This is a genomic window from Pseudomonas sp. EA_65y_Pfl2_P74 (assembly GCF_963970575.1).
GTDB classification, from domain to species: domain Bacteria; phylum Pseudomonadota; class Gammaproteobacteria; order Pseudomonadales; family Pseudomonadaceae; genus Aquipseudomonas; species Aquipseudomonas baetica_A.
Genome location: NZ_CAXAOQ010000026.1, coordinates 79139 through 96077 on the forward strand (window position 1 = coordinate 79139; position 16939 = coordinate 96077).

Consider the following 16939-nt stretch of genomic DNA (forward strand, 5'->3'; position numbering starts at 1 on the left):
TAATCGGCCGACGCTTGAACACTCGGTGGCCATATCCAATAACAAGACGAGGTTGCACCCCTATGCCAGTTGGCAATCACCTGCCTCACGGCGAAACCGCTCAGGGCGGTCCGCTTAAACGCGAACTCGGCGAACGGCATATTCGCCTGATGGCCCTCGGAGCCTGTATCGGCGTCGGTCTGTTTCTCGGTTCGGCCAAGGCCATTGAAATGGCCGGCCCGGCGATCATGCTCTCCTACATTCTTGGCGGTCTGGCGATCCTGGTGATCATGCGCGCCCTTGGCGAAATGGCCGTGCATAACCCGGTGGCCGGTTCGTTCAGCCGCTACGCGCAAGACTACCTCGGCCCGTTGGCAGGCTTTCTCACGGGCTGGAACTACTGGTTTCTGTGGTTGGTGACGTGTGTCGCGGAAATCACTGCCGTCGCCGTGTACATGGGCATCTGGTTCCCCGATGTGCCGCGCTGGATCTGGGCCCTCGCAGCGCTGATCAGCATGGGCTCGGTCAACCTGATCGCGGTCAAAGCCTTCGGTGAGTTCGAATTCTGGTTCGCCCTGATCAAGATCGTCACCATCATCGCCATGGTGATTGGCGGCATCGGCGTTATCGCCTTCGGTTTCGGCAACGACGGCGTTGCGCTGGGGATTTCCAACCTGTGGAGCCATGGCGGCTTTATGCCAAACGGTGTGCAGGGTGTGCTGATGTCCCTGCAAATGGTGATGTTCGCCTACCTCGGCGTCGAGATGATCGGCCTGACCGCAGGCGAAGCGAAGAACCCGCAGAAGACCATCCCCGATGCGATCGGCTCGGTGTTCTGGCGGATTCTGCTGTTCTACGTCGGCGCGCTGTTCGTGATCCTGTCGATTTACCCATGGAACGAAATCGGCACTCAGGGCAGTCCGTTCGTGATGACGTTCGAGCGTCTGGGCATCAAGACCGCAGCAGGCATCATCAACTTCGTGGTGATCACGGCGGCATTGTCGTCGTGCAACGGCGGTATCTTCAGCACCGGGCGCATGCTCTATAGCCTGGCGCAGAATGGGCAGGCCCCGGCCGGTTTTGCCAAGACGTCCAGTAACGGCGTGCCGCGTCGCGCATTGCTGCTGTCGATTGGCGCACTGCTGCTGGGTGTATTGCTCAACTATCTGGTGCCGGAAAAAGTCTTCGTCTGGGTGACGTCGATTGCCACTTTCGGCGCAATCTGGACCTGGGTGATGATCCTGCTGGCCCAGCTCAAATTCCGCAAAGGCCTGAGCGCCAGCGAACGTGCCGCCCTCAAATACAAGATGTGGCTGTACCCGGTCAGTTCGTACTTTGCGTTGGCGTTCCTGGTGCTGGTGGTCGGCCTGATGGCGTACTTCCCCGACACCCGCGTGGCGCTCTATGTGGGCCCAGCATTCCTGGTGGTGCTGACGGTGTTGTTCTACGTGTTCAAGCTGCAACCGACCCAGGTGTCGCAAGGCGCGGTGCGTTCGGCTTCGTAAGTGAAGGACGTTGAAACGGCGAAGCCCCGGTCGAGAGATCGGGGCTTTTTTATTAGGGCGGCGCGGTCGCTGCACGGATGAAATACGTATGACCGTTGGTCGGAATAACCCTCGTACCTGTAATTTCTGACAGTAGACCGCCCCTGCGCCATGGCCTAGCTTGAAGACCCGACAAGTCGGAGTCAGCAAGGAACGGACATGAAAGGAATCACCGCAATCGGCGTGATCGGCTTTGCAGATGCGCTGATCCACTGGCAAATATTTTTCGTGCTCTGCACCGCGGTCGGCCTCGATCAGGCATCGAGCAATTTTGCGGCGTTTTGCGTGGCCGCTGCGTTCACGTTTTACGTGAACGCGCTTTACACGTTCGAGAGAGAAACCTCGGTGTTCGCTTACCTGATGTTTGTCGGCGCAATGGGCGCGGTGAGTTTCGGCGTGGGCGTGATTGCCGATGCCTGTCATCTTCCCGGCCTGGTGACGGTGGCTTCTTTTTCACTGATCAACATTTTATTGGGGTACTGCTTTTTCCGGTTTGTGCTCTTTCGGGAGCGTCGGATATGAACGTATCGGTGACTGATTGCCTTTCAATTCAAGAGTTCGGCCGTTCTCCAATATTGTGCAAGCGTCAATTCACCTGAGCGCCGGTAAATTCGCCTTCCGAATTGACGCTCGGAGTGCCAAAAGGGTGAATATGGCACTCCGTCTGGACGCTAAGCCGCCACCACTTCCATCGGCTCAAAACTGTCTGTCCGCGCCATCTGCCACATCCGCGAGTAAAACTCGCCGTTCACTTCCCCGGTGAGCAATTCCCCCGGCTTCAAAAACACATGCAGTTGCGAGAACAGTTTGATCTCGGTCGCCGACATGCGTCGAACCAGGTGCTTGGCCGACAGTTGCGAAGGATGTTCCAGTCCGGCCGCTGCGAGCATTTCCGCCAAAGCCTTCAACGTGTTGCGATGGAAATTGAACACGCGCTGGGCCTTGTCCGGCACGACCAGTGCGCGTTGGCGCAAGGCGTCCTGAGTGGCGACGCCGGTCGGGCATTTGTTGGTGTGGCAGCTTTGCGACTGGATGCAACCGATGGCGAACATGAAGCCGCGTGCCGAGTTGGCCCAGTCAGCGCCGATGGCCAGCACGCTGGCAATGTCGAAGGCGCTGACGATCTTGCCGCTGGCGCCGAGTTTGATCTTGTCGCGCAGGTTCAGGCCGACCAGGGTGTTGTGCACGAACAGTAGACCTTCGCGCATCGGCACGCCGATGTGGTCGGTGAATTCCACGGGGGCCGCGCCGGTGCCGCCTTCCTTGCCGTCGACGACGATGAAGTCGGGAAGGATGCCGGTTTCGAGCATGGCTTTGGCGATGCCCATGAATTCCCACGGGTGGCCGAGGCAGAACTTGAAGCCCACCGGTTTGCCGCCGGACAGTTCACGCAGTTGCTGGATGAAATGCATCATTTCGATTGGCGTGGAAAACGCACTGTGGCGTGACGGCGAGACGCAGTCTTCGCCCATCATGATGCCGCGGGTGTCGGCGATTTCCCGGGTGACTTTGTGTTTCGGCAGAATCCCGCCGTGGCCGGGTTTGGCGCCTTGGCTCATCTTGATTTCGATCATCCGCACTTGCGGGTTTTGCGCTTGCGTGGCGAAGCGTTCCGGGTCGAAACGGCCGTCGCTGGTGCGGCAACCGAAGTAGCCGCTGCCCAGTTCCCAGGTCAGGTCGCCGCCGTTTTCGCGGTGATACGGGCTGATGCTGCCTTCGCCGGTGTCGTGGGCGAAGTTACCGAGTTTGGCGCCCTGGTTGAGCGCGCGAATCGCGTTGGCGCTGAGTGAACCGAAGCTCATCGCCGAGATGTTGAACACCGACGCCGAGTACGGTTGAGTGCACTGCGGGCCGCCGACGGTGACGCGGAAACTGCTGGGGTCGCTCAACGGCGCCGGGCGCATCGAATGACCGATGAATTCGAAGCCCGATTGATAGACATCGATCAGCGTGCCGAACGGTTTGTCGGCGCTTTCATTCTTCGCCCGTGAGTACACCAGCGAACGCTGGGCGCGGGAGAAGGGCAGGGCGTCGCTGTCGGACTCGAGCAGGTATTGGCGGATTTCCGGGCGGATGCCTTCGACCAGGTATCGAATGTTGCCCAGGATCGGGTAATTGCGGCGTACCGCGTGCGGGCTCTGCATCAAGTCGAACAGGCCGACCAGGCTCAATACGCCGGTGACGGCAGTGATCGGCCAGAGCCAGTCGTGTTCGAGAAAGGGCAGGCTGGCGAGGGTGAATATCACGCAGACGGCAAAGAAGGCGTAGCGGCTCAGGAGGGACAGGCTCATACGGTTTCCTTGGTTCGGACTCAATGGGTGTGGCCCGCCGCAGATTCTCTGTGGCTGCGGGCTTGCTCGCGCAAACGCTGCAATCAGGCGTTCTGCGCCTGAAGAACAATCGAAAACAGCTCGGCCCGGGAGGTGATCCCAGGTTTGCTGTACCGGTGTTTCTTATGGGCATTAACGGTTTATACGGCGATTTCCAGCTTACGGGCGAATTCTTTGCTGGAGCAACCGCTGAGCATCAAACGCCTGACGGCGCGGTGCCAGGCGATGGTGTCAGACGAGAGTGTCACGCCTCGACCCCTTCCCGCAGGGGTCAAGCGGCTGACGGTGTCTGGCGCATCGGCAGTTCGACGCGAAAGGTCGTGCCTACGCCCAACTCGCTGCTCACCGAAATGTCTCCGCCATGCTTTTTCACAATGCCGTAGGACAGGGACAAACCGAGACCAGTCCCCTGGCCGACCGGTTTGGTGGTGAAGAAGGGGTCGAAGATTTTTTGCAGGGTGTCCGGTGCGATACCTGATCCGGTATCGGCCACTTCAACCCAGGCGATGTCGGCCTGCTGCCCGGTGCGCAGGGTGATGATGCCGCGTTCCTGCCCCATGGCCTGAGCCGCGTTGACCACCAGGTTCATGATGACCTGATTGATTTGCGACGGCAGGCACTCGATGTCCGGCAACGGCTGATACTCCTTGATCACGTCGGCCTTGTATTTGAGTTCGCTGGCGACGATGTTCAGGGTCGACTCGATGCCTTGTTGCAGATTGGCCCACTGCCATTGCTGGTTGGAATCGACCCGGGAAAAATCTTTCAGGTCCTTGACGATCTGCCCGACCCGGCCGATGCCGTCCTTGGATTCGCGGATCAGCACGGGAATGTCTTCGAGCAGAAAATCCAGTTCGACGTCCTGGCGCAATTGCTCCAGCCGTGACGCCGATTCGCTGTCCGGGGCGTGCCCGAGCGTCTGGTAGGCGTCGAGCATGGTCAGCAGTTGTTTGAAGTAGCCGTCCAGTGTGCCGAGGTTGGAGGAAATGAAGCCGATCGGGTTATTGATTTCATGGGCCACGCCCGCCGCCAGTTGCCCCAGTGACGCGAGTTTTTCCGATTGCACCAGTTGTCCTTCCAATTGCTTGCGCTCGTCGACTTCTCTCTGCAGTTCTTCGCTGGCCTGCTTGAACTGGGCGGTGCGCTGATCCACCAGATGTTCCAGATTGTGCATTTGCAGGGAGGCCCGTTCAGTCATCTGCCATTTGGTGAGCAGTGTGTTGGCCATCTGTTGCACTTCGATGTTGTCGAACGGTTTTTTCAGGATCAGCAGTCGATCATGAGCGTGCAGGCGTTCCAGCAGTTCGTCCCAGGAGTAATCCGAGTACGCGGTACACACCACTACCTGCAACTGCGGATCCTCTTTCCACAGGTGTTCGATGGTTTTCGCACCGTCCCAGCCATCGGGCATGCGCATATCGACGAAAGCCAGCGCATAGGGGCGCTGCTCCTGCATGGCCTGAACCAGTTTGCCCAGACCTTCCTCGCCGCCATAGGCCGAATCCAGCTCGAACCGAGGACGCTCGATTCGGGCCTGGGTGCCGAACAGTGCTGCCTCCATTTCGTCCAGTTCCACCGACTGTGCCGCCGGAGCGAGGATCTTGCGAAAGTCTTCATGAATCGACGGCATGTCGTCGATCAGTAGAATGCGGCGATTCGAAAGCTCACTCATGCGTTCTCCGTTACGCTGATCAGGGGGATCTGCAGGGTGAATAACGCACCCTTGCCCGGCCCGTCGCTGTGGGCGGTGAGATGGCCGTTCATCTCGATGGCCGCCAGGGCGCAGCTGTGCAGGCCAAACCCGTGGCCTTCCTTGCGGGTGGTGAAACCATGGGCAAAAATGCGCGTCATGTTCTGCGGCTCTATGCCCTCGCCATCGTCCCGGACGCTGATTTCGAGGAAGTTTTCATCCGCGATTCTGACCCCCAGAGTCATGGTGCGTGGGCGGTTGCTGAGGTCCGACATCGCGTATTTGGCATTGCTGATGAGGTTGATCAGGATCAGTAGCAAGCGGTGTTTGTCGCCCATCACTTGCGGCACATCGGCGTACTCCTTGACCACCGTGACGTGATGCCGGGTCAGGGCCCCGGCGTTCATGCGCAGGGCGTCTTCGAGCAGTTCGTTGATGAACAGCGGCTCGGTCATGCTGTTGGCCCCGGCGTAGGACTGCTGGGTGGCGACGATGTCCTTGATGTGGTCGACGCTTTTGTTAATCTGGTTCAATTCTTCGGCCATTTCCTGCTGTTCCTGAGAGATCGCGCCGACCAGTTGATTGAGGTAACCGGGCAGCAATTTGCCCTTGGCGTCCTCGCTGAGGAAATGGCCAAGGTCGTGCGGATGTTCGTTGATCAATTGCATGGCCTTGCCCAATCCCAGTGATTTGCTGGCGCGCAGCTTTCGTGCGATCAGGTCGCAAGAGATGTTCACACTGTTGAGCACATTGCCGACGTTGTGCAGCACGTTGGTCGCGATTTCCGCCATACCGGCCTGGCGCGCGGCGTCGAGCAATTCGCTCTGGGCGTTCTTGAGCTCGCGGGTGCGCTCCTCGACCCGTTGCTCCAGCGCATCGTTGGCGGTCTGCAAGGCGCTATTGACCCGATTGATTTCGGCGAAACTGCGGATCAGGCGAACGGCCAGCCATATCAGTGACATCATCAACAGCACGGAAAACAGCAGCAGGTAGAAGTGGTATTTCCTTTCGATGACTTCGACGCGTTGCTGATCCATGTCAAGCATGGTGGTGATGTTGTCCAGACGTTCGGCCACTGGAATGGCTTCGATGTTTTCGAGCAACTGATTGACCCGTGGTTGCTCGCGCGCAATCAGGGCGATGTGATTGCTCATGATCCTGATCGGGCTTTGAAACTCCGCGGGCAGGCGTTGTGCATTCACTGCCAGTTTGTTCAACCCTAACTCGATGTCGGCAGCTTTGTCGGCGGAGGTGACCTGGGCGAACTCCAGGGCACTGAGTAGCAGGTCGTAGGTATCGGTGGTGATGTTCTGCAACTGCAACTTGTCGAAATCAGGCAGATTGGCCAGTTGCGCCTGGATGTCGTCTTCGGCGGTTGGCAAAAAGGCCAGAGAGTTGCGCAACAGGGCGTTGTGCGACTTGAACTGTTCGACCAGACGGGTTTTTTCCTGCATCGCGTGCAGGAACCCCTCGTGGGCGTCGTTCCATAGGGCGGAGTCGTTGCGACCATGCCCGGACTCCAGGGAGTCGAAGCGCTCCCAGAGCCGGGTCATCTCGTTCATTGGCGATACCAGGGGGTCGTAGTTGTGGGAGATCGCCACCCTGGCTTTGAGAATCTCGTTTTCCCACAGAGCGTTCTGCTGTTTGATCTGCCGGACCAGGTCCCTTGACTCGGTGTACGTCATGGTTTGTTCGGAGCTTGACTTGAAATAGAGAAACAGCAGGATCGAGGCCAGCACCACCGCGACCAGCGTGAGCAACTGCAGGCTGGTGTGGCGTGAGATGTTCTTCATGGCTTGCCCTCCCATTGGCCGGTCAGGGTCTTGAGAAACAGGATGATCAGGTGCTTGTCTTCTTCGCTCGGCATGCGCCCCAACTGGTACTGGAACATCACGTCCACCGCCCGTTCGAGGGTGGGCGCCGAGCCGTCGTGAAAGTACGGCGCGGTCATTGCGACATTGCGCAGGCTCGGCACTTTGAACACGGCACGATCCGCTTCGTCGCCGGTGACATTGAAACGTCCCTGGTCGGCCACTGTCGGGTTGCCGCGATCGGCAATGTAGTCGCCGAACACGCCGAATTTCTGGAACATGTTGCCGCCGATGTTCACCCCTTGGTGGCAGGCAATGCAGCCGTATTCCTTGAAGCGCTGGTAGCCGTACTTCTCCTCGAGAGTCAGGATGTCCGTGTTGCCCAGCAGGTATTGATCGAAACGGGAATTGTGGGTTAGCAAGGTGCGTTCATAGGTGGACAGTGCTTGCTGGATATTGGCCTTGGTCACACCGTCCGGGTAGGTGGCGGCGAAGTCCCGGCGGTAGTCGGCGTCGTTGGCGATGCGTTCGACGACGGTGCTCCAGTCGTTGCCCATTTCATGGGGGCTGGTAATGACCACGTCGCTCTGCTGCTCCAGTGTCTCGACGCGGCCGTCCCAGAACTGGCGAAAGTTCAGGCTGGCGTTGAACACCGTCGGTGTGTTGACGGCCACCGGTTTGCCGTCGAACCCCAGTGACAAGGCTCGGCTGTCGGCACCGTTCTTGTCCAGTTGGTGGCAACTGGTGCAGGACAGGCTGTTGTTGATCGATAACCGTGGCTCGTGGAATAACCGGCGGCCGAGTTCAACGCGCCGGGCATCCTGCGCCGGTGCTGCGGGCAGGGGGATGAGCGGTTCGTCCAGCGGCTCGGCGTGGGCACCGATACAGAGTCCACAAAGCAGCAACGCCATGAAAGGGGGGTAAAGGCTCATCGGCAATCGTCTCCTTGACTCTCGTGGCCGGTTTCGGGGCGTGCATCAAACTGTCCAGGGCGGTGGGGACGTGGCGGCCAGCAAGTGCGCAAAAGCGTCGGCAGGCAGGGCTTTGCTGAAGTAGTAGCCTTGGCCTTCTTCGCAGTGGTGGGCCTTGAGAAAGGCCAGTTGTTCTGCGGTTTCGATGCCTTCGGCGATGACGTTCAATCCCAGACTTTTTCCCAGGCTGATGATGGCGCTGACGAGGGCGGCATCATTGCTGTCGTGGCTCAGACCGCGAATGAACGATTGATCGATCTTCAGCACATCAATGGGAAACCGGCGCAGGTAGCTCAGGCTTGAATAGCCGGTGCCGAAGTCGTCGATGGACAGTCGTGTGCCCAGTGCCTGCAGGCGATTGAGTGCGGTCATTGTCGCTTCGACGTTTTGCATCAGTACGCCTTCAGTGATTTCCAGTTCCAGCCAGCCGGCGTCCAGCCCCGACTGCCTGAGCACGTGCTCGACGCCTTCGACGAAGTCGCGCTGGCGAATATCGATGGGCGAGATGTTCACCGACATGCGGATCGGCGGCAGTCCCGCCACTTGCCAGGCCCGAGTCTGACGACAGGCCTCGGCCAGCACCCATTGGGTCAGTGGCACGATCAGTCCGCTGTCCTCGGCCACCGGAATGAAGTCCGAGGGATAGACCGTGCCGTGCCCCGGTTTCTGCCAGCGCACCAGCGCCTCGGCACCGACCACCCTGGCGCTGCGCAGGTCGATTTTCGGTTGGTAGTGCAGGACGAACTCTTGCCGTTTCAGCGCCAGACGAATGCCCGATTCGATGCTTTGCTGTTCGCGTGCGCGCTGGTTCATCGCGTCGATGAAGAAACCGATGTCGTTGGGGCCGTTTTCCTTGACGTTACGCATCGCGGTTTCGGCCTTCTTGATCAACTCGATGGCATCCAGTCCGTCTTCGGGATAGACGCTGATGCCCAGACTGGCGGTGACGCTGACGTCATGGCCGGCAATCGTCTGCGGCAGGCGAATGGCCGCGAGCACTTTTTCGGCGATGGCGTGGGTCTGCTGTGGATGGCTGATGTCGGTGAGGATCACCACGAACTCGTCTGAACCGTAGCGAAAGACCGAGTCTGATCCGCGTATGCACAGCAACAGTTGCTGTCCGACACGCTTGAGCATTTCGTCGCCCGCCGGATGGCCCAACGCATTATTGATGCGCTTGAACCGGTCCAGACCGAGGAACATCACCACCAGTTGCTTGTCATGGCGCCGGCAGACGGCCAGGGCCTGGCTCAGGCGATCACCGAGCAGGGTGCTGTTGGGTAAACCGGTGAGGGTGTCGTATTGCAGCAGGCGCGACACCTTCAGCAGTTCGTGAACCCGCGCCTCGATGGTTCGCTCAAGGCTGAGCATCTTCAGTGCCGCGTCCTGGGCCAGTTGCCATTTCCAGGTCAGGGCACTGGCCATCTGGCGGATTTCCAGGCTGTCGAACGGCTTTTTGAGAATCAGTAACTGGTCGCCGAACTCCAGCCGCTCGGCCATCGCCTCCCAGCTGTAATCGCTATAGGCGGTGCACAAGGCAATTTGCAGGTTCGGATCGGCCTGCCACAGTTGCTCGATGGTTTCCAGACCATCCCATCCCGGCGGCATGCGCATGTCGATGAAGGCAAGGGCATAAGGGTTGCCATCGGCCAGCGCGCGCAGGACCAGAGCCAAGGCTTCCTGGCCCTGGTAGGCGGAGTCTAGCTGGAAGTTCAGGTGTGGCGACTGACGGGTACCGAACAGCGTCTGTTCGAGGTGATTCAAGTCAGCCTCTTCGGGCGCCTTCGGGGCAAGGATCTTGCGGAAGTCGTCGTGAATCGCCGGTGTGTCATCGATGATCAGGATGCGCCGGTTGGATTGCGGGAATGGGGTTTTCATTCCTCATCCTCCCCCCGGGACTGGACCACCTTGTGTCCGTCCCTCAGCAGTTGGCCTGCCTGCTCGGCGCTGACCGCCTCACTGAAATAGAGCCCCTGTGCACTGGGTAATGCGGCCGCGGTGGGCGGCGCGGGATGCTGTCCCGGTGTCGGCTGGCCTTCGGCAATGATGCCGATGTCCAGATCCCGGGCGAAATTGACGATCGCCCGCAGTGCGCTGGCACCGGCTGCATCTTGAGTCGCGCTATCGATGACGCTCTGAGCAAGCTTGAGATGATTGACGCGGTAGGTTTTCAGGTAATCGAACGATGAATACTCGGTGCCGAAATCATCGATGGCGATGGTCACGCCCAGTTCACGCAGGCGTGGCAATACATCGTTGTGGGTCCACTTGGTCTGGGCCAGCGTCGCCTCGGTGACATCGAAACGCAAATCCCAGGGCGCAAGCTGCCAGCGTGCGGTGGTGCGCAGAACGTCGTAGATCAGTTCGGGGCCACTCTTGAGTTGCGCCAGAGAGAGCTTGATTGCCATCAACGGCGGTGCCACGCCTTCCTCACGCCAGAGTTGCATCTGGCGGCAGGCGCGATCCAGCACCCAGCGCCCCAGAGGAATGATCGCGCCGGTTCTTTCCGCCGCCGGGACGAAGGCGGATGCCGGCAGCAGACCGCGCCGCGGGTGTTGCCAGAGGATTTTCGCCTCCATGCCCAGAATCCGGTCGTTGTGCAGATCCATCTCCGGTGCGTAATGCAGTCTCAGCTCATCGCCCTCCAGCGCGGCCATCAACTCGCTGACGAGGGTCATGCGTTCGGCGACTTCCCGAGAGATCTCCTCCGAGTGGAAGTGATACTGGTTGCGCCCCGTTTCCTTGGCGCGGTACAGCGCCATGTCGGCTTGCCCCAGCAGGCTGTCGGCGTCGAGACTGGTCGCGCTGTAGCTGCTGATGCCGATACTGACCGAAATATGCAGCGCATTACCGGACAGGTTGTAGGGCGCCATCAGTGCGTCGCGGATATGAGACGCCATCGCGGCCGATTGGGTCGGGTCGCTGACGTCCAGTTGCAGGATCGCGAACTCGTCGCCGCCCAGGCGCGCCACCACATCGTTTTCTCGCACGCAGGCCTTGATGCGCTGGGCGACTTCCTGTAACAGCAGGTCGCCGACCGGATGCCCGAGGGTGTCATTGATTCGCTTGAAGTGATCCAGGTCGAGGTAAAACACCGCGAACGGCATGGCGCCACGACGCGCGGCCGCAAACGCCTGGTGCAGACGCTCGATCAATGTGGCGCGGTTGGCCAGCCCCGTCAGGCTGTCGGAACGGGCCATCAACGCCAATTTCTCCTCGACCAGACGACGTTCTGTGATGTCCAGGATGATGCCTTCGACTTCCTGCAGCCGCCCGTCATGATCGCGCACTGGTATATAGCGGTTTTCCACCCAGCGCCAAGTGCCCTGGCCGGTGCGCAGGCGAAATTCGATCGAAGCGCCCGACGCATGCCGATCCAGCACCCTGGCCATGGCCGCATCGACGTTCGCCTGATCGTCCGGGTGAATCAGCTCCTGAGCCCAGTTCGGCGAGCGCACCAGATCCGCGGCGACATGACCATAGCGAGTGATGTTGTGGGAGATGTACATCAGTGCAAACGAGGGATCGCCGCGCAGCCGATAAAGGATGGTCGGGCTGTTCTGCACGATGATATTGGCGTCGGACAATTCCCGGGTGCGTTCCTCAACCGCTTGTTCCAGCTCGTTGAGCTTCAGCGCGGCGTCTTCGGTCATTTGCCATTTGACCGTAAGGGCGCTGGCCATCTGGCGGATCTCGATTGCGTCGAAGGGCTTTTTCAGAATCAGCAAACGGTCGTTCAGCGCCAGGCGCCGGTCGATGTCTTCCCACGAATAATCGGAATAGGCCGTGCACAGGGCGACCTGCAACTTGGGGTCGACTTGCCACAGCCGTTCGATGGTTTCCAGCCCGTCCCATCCCGGTGGCATGCGCATGTCAATGAATGCCATGGCATAGGGGCGCTCATCGGCCAGCGCAGCTTCGAGTTTATCGAGTGCTTCCCGGCCCTGAAATGCCGAGTCAAGTTCGAAGTGCAGTGTCTGTGTCGCAGTCGGGGTGCCGAACAATAGACTCTCGGTCTCGCCGAGGCCGTCGTCCTGGGGGATGACAGGGCAGAGAATCTTGGCGAAATCGTCATGAATCGCCGGGCTGTCGTCGACGATGAGCACGCGGCGATTGATGTATACGGGGGGCGCCGTCATACCGCGCGGTCCACGGGGTCACATGCTGTTGTCATCGGGAGCATCCTTTCCCTCATTACGTGCCTGTTCGAAGGCCGATGGAGTCCGCCTGCGAGTTGAGCATAGTCGCGCCCTCGGCAATTTGCCTGTGCACTCGGGCTGAAGATTTGCGTGAACACTGCAGAAAATCATCTAGCCTTCAGTCAGGCGCAGGCAAGCGAGGCGGTAGGCTGGCGCTTCGTTTTCGTCCACTGTTTTGCTTGAGGTCACGCCATGGAAGAGCAATCCGCCCCGACTCTGTCTCACCGCCCCACAGTACTGCTGGTCGATGACGAGGAGTCGATCCTCAACAGCTTGCGCCGCCTGTTGCGGGGTCAACCCTACGATGTCCTGCTGGCCACGAGCGGCGCCCAGGCACTGGAGATGCTCGAACAGCAGACGGTTGACCTGGTCATGAGCGATGCGCGTATGCCCAATATGGACGGCGCCTCGTTGCTGGCTCATGTTCGCCAACGTCATCCGGCGACCGTGCGCATCATGCTCACGGGCTACGCCGACCCGTCCGCGATCATAAAGGCGATCAATGACGGGCAGATTCATCGTTACATCAGCAAACCGTGGAATGACGAAGAGTTGCTGCTGATCCTGCGTCAGTCCCTGGAGCATCAGCATTCCGAGCGAGAACGTCAGCGCCTGGAACAGTTGGCCCGGGTGCAAAACGATCAGCTCAAACTGCTCAACAGCACCCTGGAAAAGCATGTCGCGGCGCGCACCGCCGAGCTGCAACAGACCGCCGACATGCTTGATCTGGCTTACGAAGAGCTCAAACGCAGCTATGTCACCGGCACCGAAGTGTTCTCGTTGCTGGCCAATCTGCGCTTGCCCCCGGCCAAACAGACCAACCGGCAAATCATCGAACTGGTGCGCAGCTACTGCAAACACCATGACCTGGACGAAGCCACCAGCCGTGACCTGACCATGGCGGCGGCGCTCTACAATGTCGGCAAACTGAGCTGGACCGACGGCATGATGATTACGCCTTCGGATTTGCTGCGTCATACCGATCAAGAGCGTTATCGCGGGTATCCGAAGCAGAGCGAGTCCTTGCTGATGACGCTGGACCCGATGAAAGATGCCGCACGCCTGATCCTGCATCACCAGGAGCGATGGGACGGCAGCGGTTTTCCCGACCGCCTCAAGGGCGAGGCGATTCCCTTCGGCTCGCGGTTACTGAAACTGGCGGTGGACTTCGTCGAGTTGCAACGCGGCCTGATTCTTGAGCGGCAGATGAACAGCGACGAAGCGTTGCTGTACCTGCGCCAGTACGCCGCACGCCTGTACGATCCGGAACTGGTCGAAGATTTCATTCACGTGTGTGCGGCCTTCCTCAGCGATGTCACGCTGGCCGATCCGACGGTCAAGGTACTGACCACTCGGGATCTGGCGCCGGGAATGATTCTGGCGCGCAATCTCAACGCTGATAACGGCATGTTGCTGCTCAATGCCGGCAAAACCCTCAGCGGCCTGTTGGTGGAAAAGCTGATTGCTTTCGAAGCCATGGAAGGCGGCAAATACAAGATTTTCGTCAAGGTGCCTGAGGAGGTCGACGAGCAACTCAAGGCTCAGGGTTAGCGATCTGTAAGGTGACGTCATTGGGCAGGCATGGGATCCTTGCGATTTTTTCAGGCCGGTGGCTGCCCCATGACCTCTGCACCCGTTGTCTCCCCACGCATCATTCGCATCGCCGCCGCGCTACTGCTCGGCGCTGACGGTCGCACCCTGCTGGTACGCAAGCGTGGTACCACGGCGTTCATGCAACCGGGCGGCAAGATCGAGCCCCACGAACGGCCCCTGCATGCACTGGCCCGTGAGCTGGAGGAAGAGTTGGGATTGCGTATTGACCCTTCGCAGGCGACATTCCTCGGCCAGTTCTGCGCCCCCGCCGCCAATGAGCCAGGATTTGTCGTACAGGCTGAAATCTTTCAACTGACCATCGACACCGAAGTCACCCCTGCCGCCGAAATCGAAGAGGTGGTCTGGATCGACCCGGCCACCGACGGCGATGTTGAACTGGCGCCATTGACACGCGACCTGATCCTGCCGTTTTATCGAGCCTCGCTCACCGCCATTGCCTGATCATCCACGCAAAGGACTTTGCCATGATCCCGCTTCAAGACCTGCTGATTTTCGCCGCCGCCGCGTTGCTGATGGTACTGACGCCGGGGCCGAACATGATCTACCTGATCTCGCGTTCGATCTGCCAGGGACGCAAGGCCGGTGTGACCTCGTTGCTGGGCGTGGTGGCCGGTTTTTTTGTGCACATGTTTGCAGCGGCCGCCGGTTTGACCGCGGTGTTTCTCGCGGTGCCGATGGCTTATGAGGTGTTGAAGTGGGCTGGCGCGCTGTATCTGCTGTGGCTGGCCTGGCAAGCGGTGAAACCCGGCGCACGCTCGCCGTTCGAAACGCAGCCGTTGCCGGCGGATTCGTCGCGAAAGTTGATCACCATGGGCTTTCTCACCAGCGCCCTGAATCCGAAAATTGCGGTGTTCTACCTCTCGGTATTTCCGCAGTTCATCACGCCTGAACATGGCTCGGTGTTCACCCAGAGCATCATTCTTGGCCTGACCCAGATCAGCGTCAGTTTTTCCGTCAATCTGTTGATCGCACTGTTCGCGGCGGGCATTGCATCATGGTTCGTGCGTAACCCGACGTGGCTGGCGGTGCAGCGTTATTTCATGGGCCTGGTGCTCGGCGGTCTGGCCGTGCGGCTGATGATTGAACAACGGCGAGGGGCTTGAGATGTGGATCGAACGGCTGGACGCCAGCCATGCCCTGGCCTATCGCGAGTTGATGCTCCAGGCCTATGACCGCCATCCGCAAGCCTTCACCTCCAGCGTGCGCGAACGGGCAGTGATGCCGTTGAGTTGGTGGGAAACGCGGCTGACCAGCAAGCTCGATGTGGTGCTCGGTGCGTTCGAGGCCGGCGTATTGGCGGGCATCGTCGGTCTGGCGTTCGAGCCTCGTGAGAAGGCCCGACACAAGGCCACGTTATTCGGCATGTACGTGTCGGCGGATTTTCGCCAGCACGGCTTGGGTTATGAACTGGTGCAAGCCGCGCTGAGCGAAGGCCAAAACCATCCCGAGCTGAAACTCATCCAGCTCACCGTCACCGCCGGCAACGATGCGGCGTTCAAGCTGTATCAACGCTGCGGCTTTATCCAGTTCGGCCTCGAGCCGCTGGCCGTGCGGGTCGGTGAAGACTATTTCGACAAGATCCACATGTGGCGTGAACTCTGACCCGTCACTGTTTCATCCTGTTCAGGCTGGTGGATCGAGGTTATCCCGCGCGCGATTGACGGTCGGTTCACCGAGCAGGGGGGGCGGTGCGGTGTGCCCGGCAAACTGTAGGCCGTGACGCAAGATTGCGTAGCCTGAGTCCATGTCTGGACATGTCTGTTAAACATTGCTGTTTAAGGTAATAAGAACACTCACCAAACCTGGCCGGGTGCAGGTGCGCGCAAATTGCTTTGGCCAAAATCGGAATCGCCCTACACGCAAAAGAGAATCACCCGGCATCAAAGCTTGAGGTCGCTCGCCAAAGTCCCCCGTTTTGCAGAACGGGACACGGATGTGACCAGACTCATCCCTCAACGCGAACTCCACGGCCAACAGCTACTCGACACCCACCAAGCCATGGACACCTTTCGACAGGCACTCAACCGCCCGGATGAACTGCCGGGTTTCGATGACATGCTCAATGCAATGGGCCTCAATCAATCCAACTACCTGCAAGGCGCCAACCAGCGGAAACTTGTCGAAGCCATTCGCAACGGCGACTGGGTCGTGGTGAAACCACGCGTTGTTGCCGATAGCGGCGGCGCCTCCTGGAACGCCTTCAAACCCGAACCACCACCCGCCCAGCATCTGGTGGAAGAGCACACCTACACCCTGCCGCAACCGGCAGAGTCGGGCTTTCACATCGTCCAGAACCCCATGAGCCGCGAAGCGCTCGAGCGTGCGCTCTACGAAACCACGCCCAGCGATGCCCTGCGCCGCGAATTCCGCTCCCTAAACCGCCATCACGGCGAACAGGTCAAACCGGGACAAATGGTCATCTTCAGCGACTCGCGCAACTACATGTGCCGACGCGAAGAAGCGCAGATGATGGCGGCGGCAGAGAAAGTGAATGAAGCGCTGAAGGATCTGACGGATGAAGAGGCGTCTTTCATGGTTGAACACCATGAGGTGATTGAACCTTTTTTGGGGGGTTCTTCTGGAGCGTTGGGTGTCGCGTCGTTCATGGTGGGCCAGCACATGGAAACACTTAAGAACACGCTACATAACTGGAGCGCTTGCACATTGAGCAATACCCCCCGGTGTCAGGATAGTTGTCGCCTCTCCGGTTTTTCCAAAAAAAGCATATCGGGGGCGGAAAGAGACTGGTCGTGCCGTACTATTCACCTGAACGCAGAGCCGCATTACTTAAGATGCTGCTT

Annotated in this window: 12 protein-coding genes and 2 pseudogenes; 7 read left to right on the forward strand and 7 right to left on the reverse strand. The window is 59.5% G+C overall.

The annotated features are described in order from the left end of the window. Positions 1–62 precede the first annotated feature (62 nt). Positions 63–1484 carry an amino acid permease gene (locus tag AACY18_RS20285; protein WP_339432871.1) on the forward strand — a complete coding sequence of 474 codons (1422 nt, stop codon included), beginning with the start codon at positions 63–65 and terminating at the stop codon, positions 1482–1484. A gap of 198 nt (positions 1485–1682) precedes the next feature. After that, positions 1683–2045 (forward strand): GtrA family protein, encoded by a 363-nt coding sequence (locus AACY18_RS20290; protein WP_339432872.1) that lies wholly within the window; start codon positions 1683–1685, stop codon positions 2043–2045. Between the two features lie 149 nt (positions 2046–2194). Here the strand turns inward: AACY18_RS20290 and AACY18_RS20295 are convergent, their stop codons facing one another. The 7 genes and pseudogenes from AACY18_RS20295 to AACY18_RS20325 all read right to left on the reverse strand — a co-directional run bounded on the left by AACY18_RS20295 (position 2195) and on the right by AACY18_RS20325 (position 12464). Beyond that, positions 2195–3814: an FMN-binding glutamate synthase family protein gene (locus AACY18_RS20295; protein WP_339465897.1), complete on the reverse strand. Its 1620-nt coding sequence runs from the start codon at positions 3812–3814 to the stop codon at positions 2195–2197. An 83-nt stretch (positions 3815–3897) separates the two neighbouring features. Continuing rightward, positions 3898–4062 (reverse strand): annotated as a pseudogene (locus tag AACY18_RS20300) (LuxR C-terminal-related transcriptional regulator); the annotation flags it as partial. 62 nt (positions 4063–4124) lie between these two features. Then, positions 4125–5525, reverse strand: a complete 1401-nt coding sequence (locus AACY18_RS20305) for an ATP-binding protein (RefSeq protein ID WP_339432879.1) — start codon at positions 5523–5525, stop codon at positions 4125–4127. Next, positions 5522–7336 carry a DAHL domain-containing protein gene (locus AACY18_RS20310; protein WP_339465898.1) on the reverse strand — a complete coding sequence of 605 codons (1815 nt, stop codon included), beginning with the start codon at positions 7334–7336 and terminating at the stop codon, positions 5522–5524. The genes AACY18_RS20305 and AACY18_RS20310 overlap by 4 nt, the downstream gene beginning before the upstream one ends. Continuing rightward, a complete protein-coding gene (locus AACY18_RS20315; protein WP_339432881.1) occupies positions 7333–8286 on the reverse strand; it encodes a cytochrome-c peroxidase in 954 nt (317 codons plus the stop codon). Before AACY18_RS20315 ends, AACY18_RS20310 begins: the two co-directional genes overlap by 4 nt. 45 nt (positions 8287–8331) lie before the next feature. Next, positions 8332–10203 carry a two-component system response regulator gene (locus AACY18_RS20320; RefSeq protein WP_339432882.1) on the reverse strand — a complete coding sequence of 624 codons (1872 nt, stop codon included), beginning with the start codon at positions 10201–10203 and terminating at the stop codon, positions 8332–8334. Further along, positions 10200–12464, reverse strand: coding sequence for a GGDEF/EAL domain-containing response regulator (locus AACY18_RS20325; protein WP_339465899.1), 2265 nt, complete (start codon positions 12462–12464; stop codon positions 10200–10202). The genes AACY18_RS20320 and AACY18_RS20325 overlap by 4 nt, the downstream gene beginning before the upstream one ends. 252 nt (positions 12465–12716) lie before the next feature. Here AACY18_RS20325 and AACY18_RS20330 point away from each other — a divergent pair, with 252 nt between their 5' ends. From AACY18_RS20330 to AACY18_RS20350, 5 genes and pseudogenes are all read left to right on the forward strand, one after another. Then, positions 12717–14075 (forward strand): HD domain-containing phosphohydrolase, encoded by a 1359-nt coding sequence (locus tag AACY18_RS20330; protein WP_339465900.1) that lies wholly within the window; start codon positions 12717–12719, stop codon positions 14073–14075. 69 nt (positions 14076–14144) lie between these two features. Continuing rightward, positions 14145–14579 carry an NUDIX hydrolase gene (locus tag AACY18_RS20335; RefSeq protein ID WP_339432885.1) on the forward strand — a complete coding sequence of 145 codons (435 nt, stop codon included), beginning with the start codon at positions 14145–14147 and terminating at the stop codon, positions 14577–14579. Positions 14580–14602: 23 nt separating this feature from the next. Continuing rightward, positions 14603–15241 (forward strand): LysE family translocator, encoded by a 639-nt coding sequence (locus AACY18_RS20340; RefSeq protein ID WP_339432886.1) that lies wholly within the window; start codon positions 14603–14605, stop codon positions 15239–15241. 1 nt (position 15242) lies between these two features. Next, entirely contained in the window at positions 15243–15740 is a 498-nt protein-coding gene (locus AACY18_RS20345) for a GNAT family N-acetyltransferase (RefSeq protein ID WP_339465901.1), read from the forward strand. Between the two features lie 225 nt (positions 15741–15965). After that, a pseudogene (locus AACY18_RS20350) lies at positions 15966–16939 on the forward strand (hypothetical protein); the annotation flags it as partial.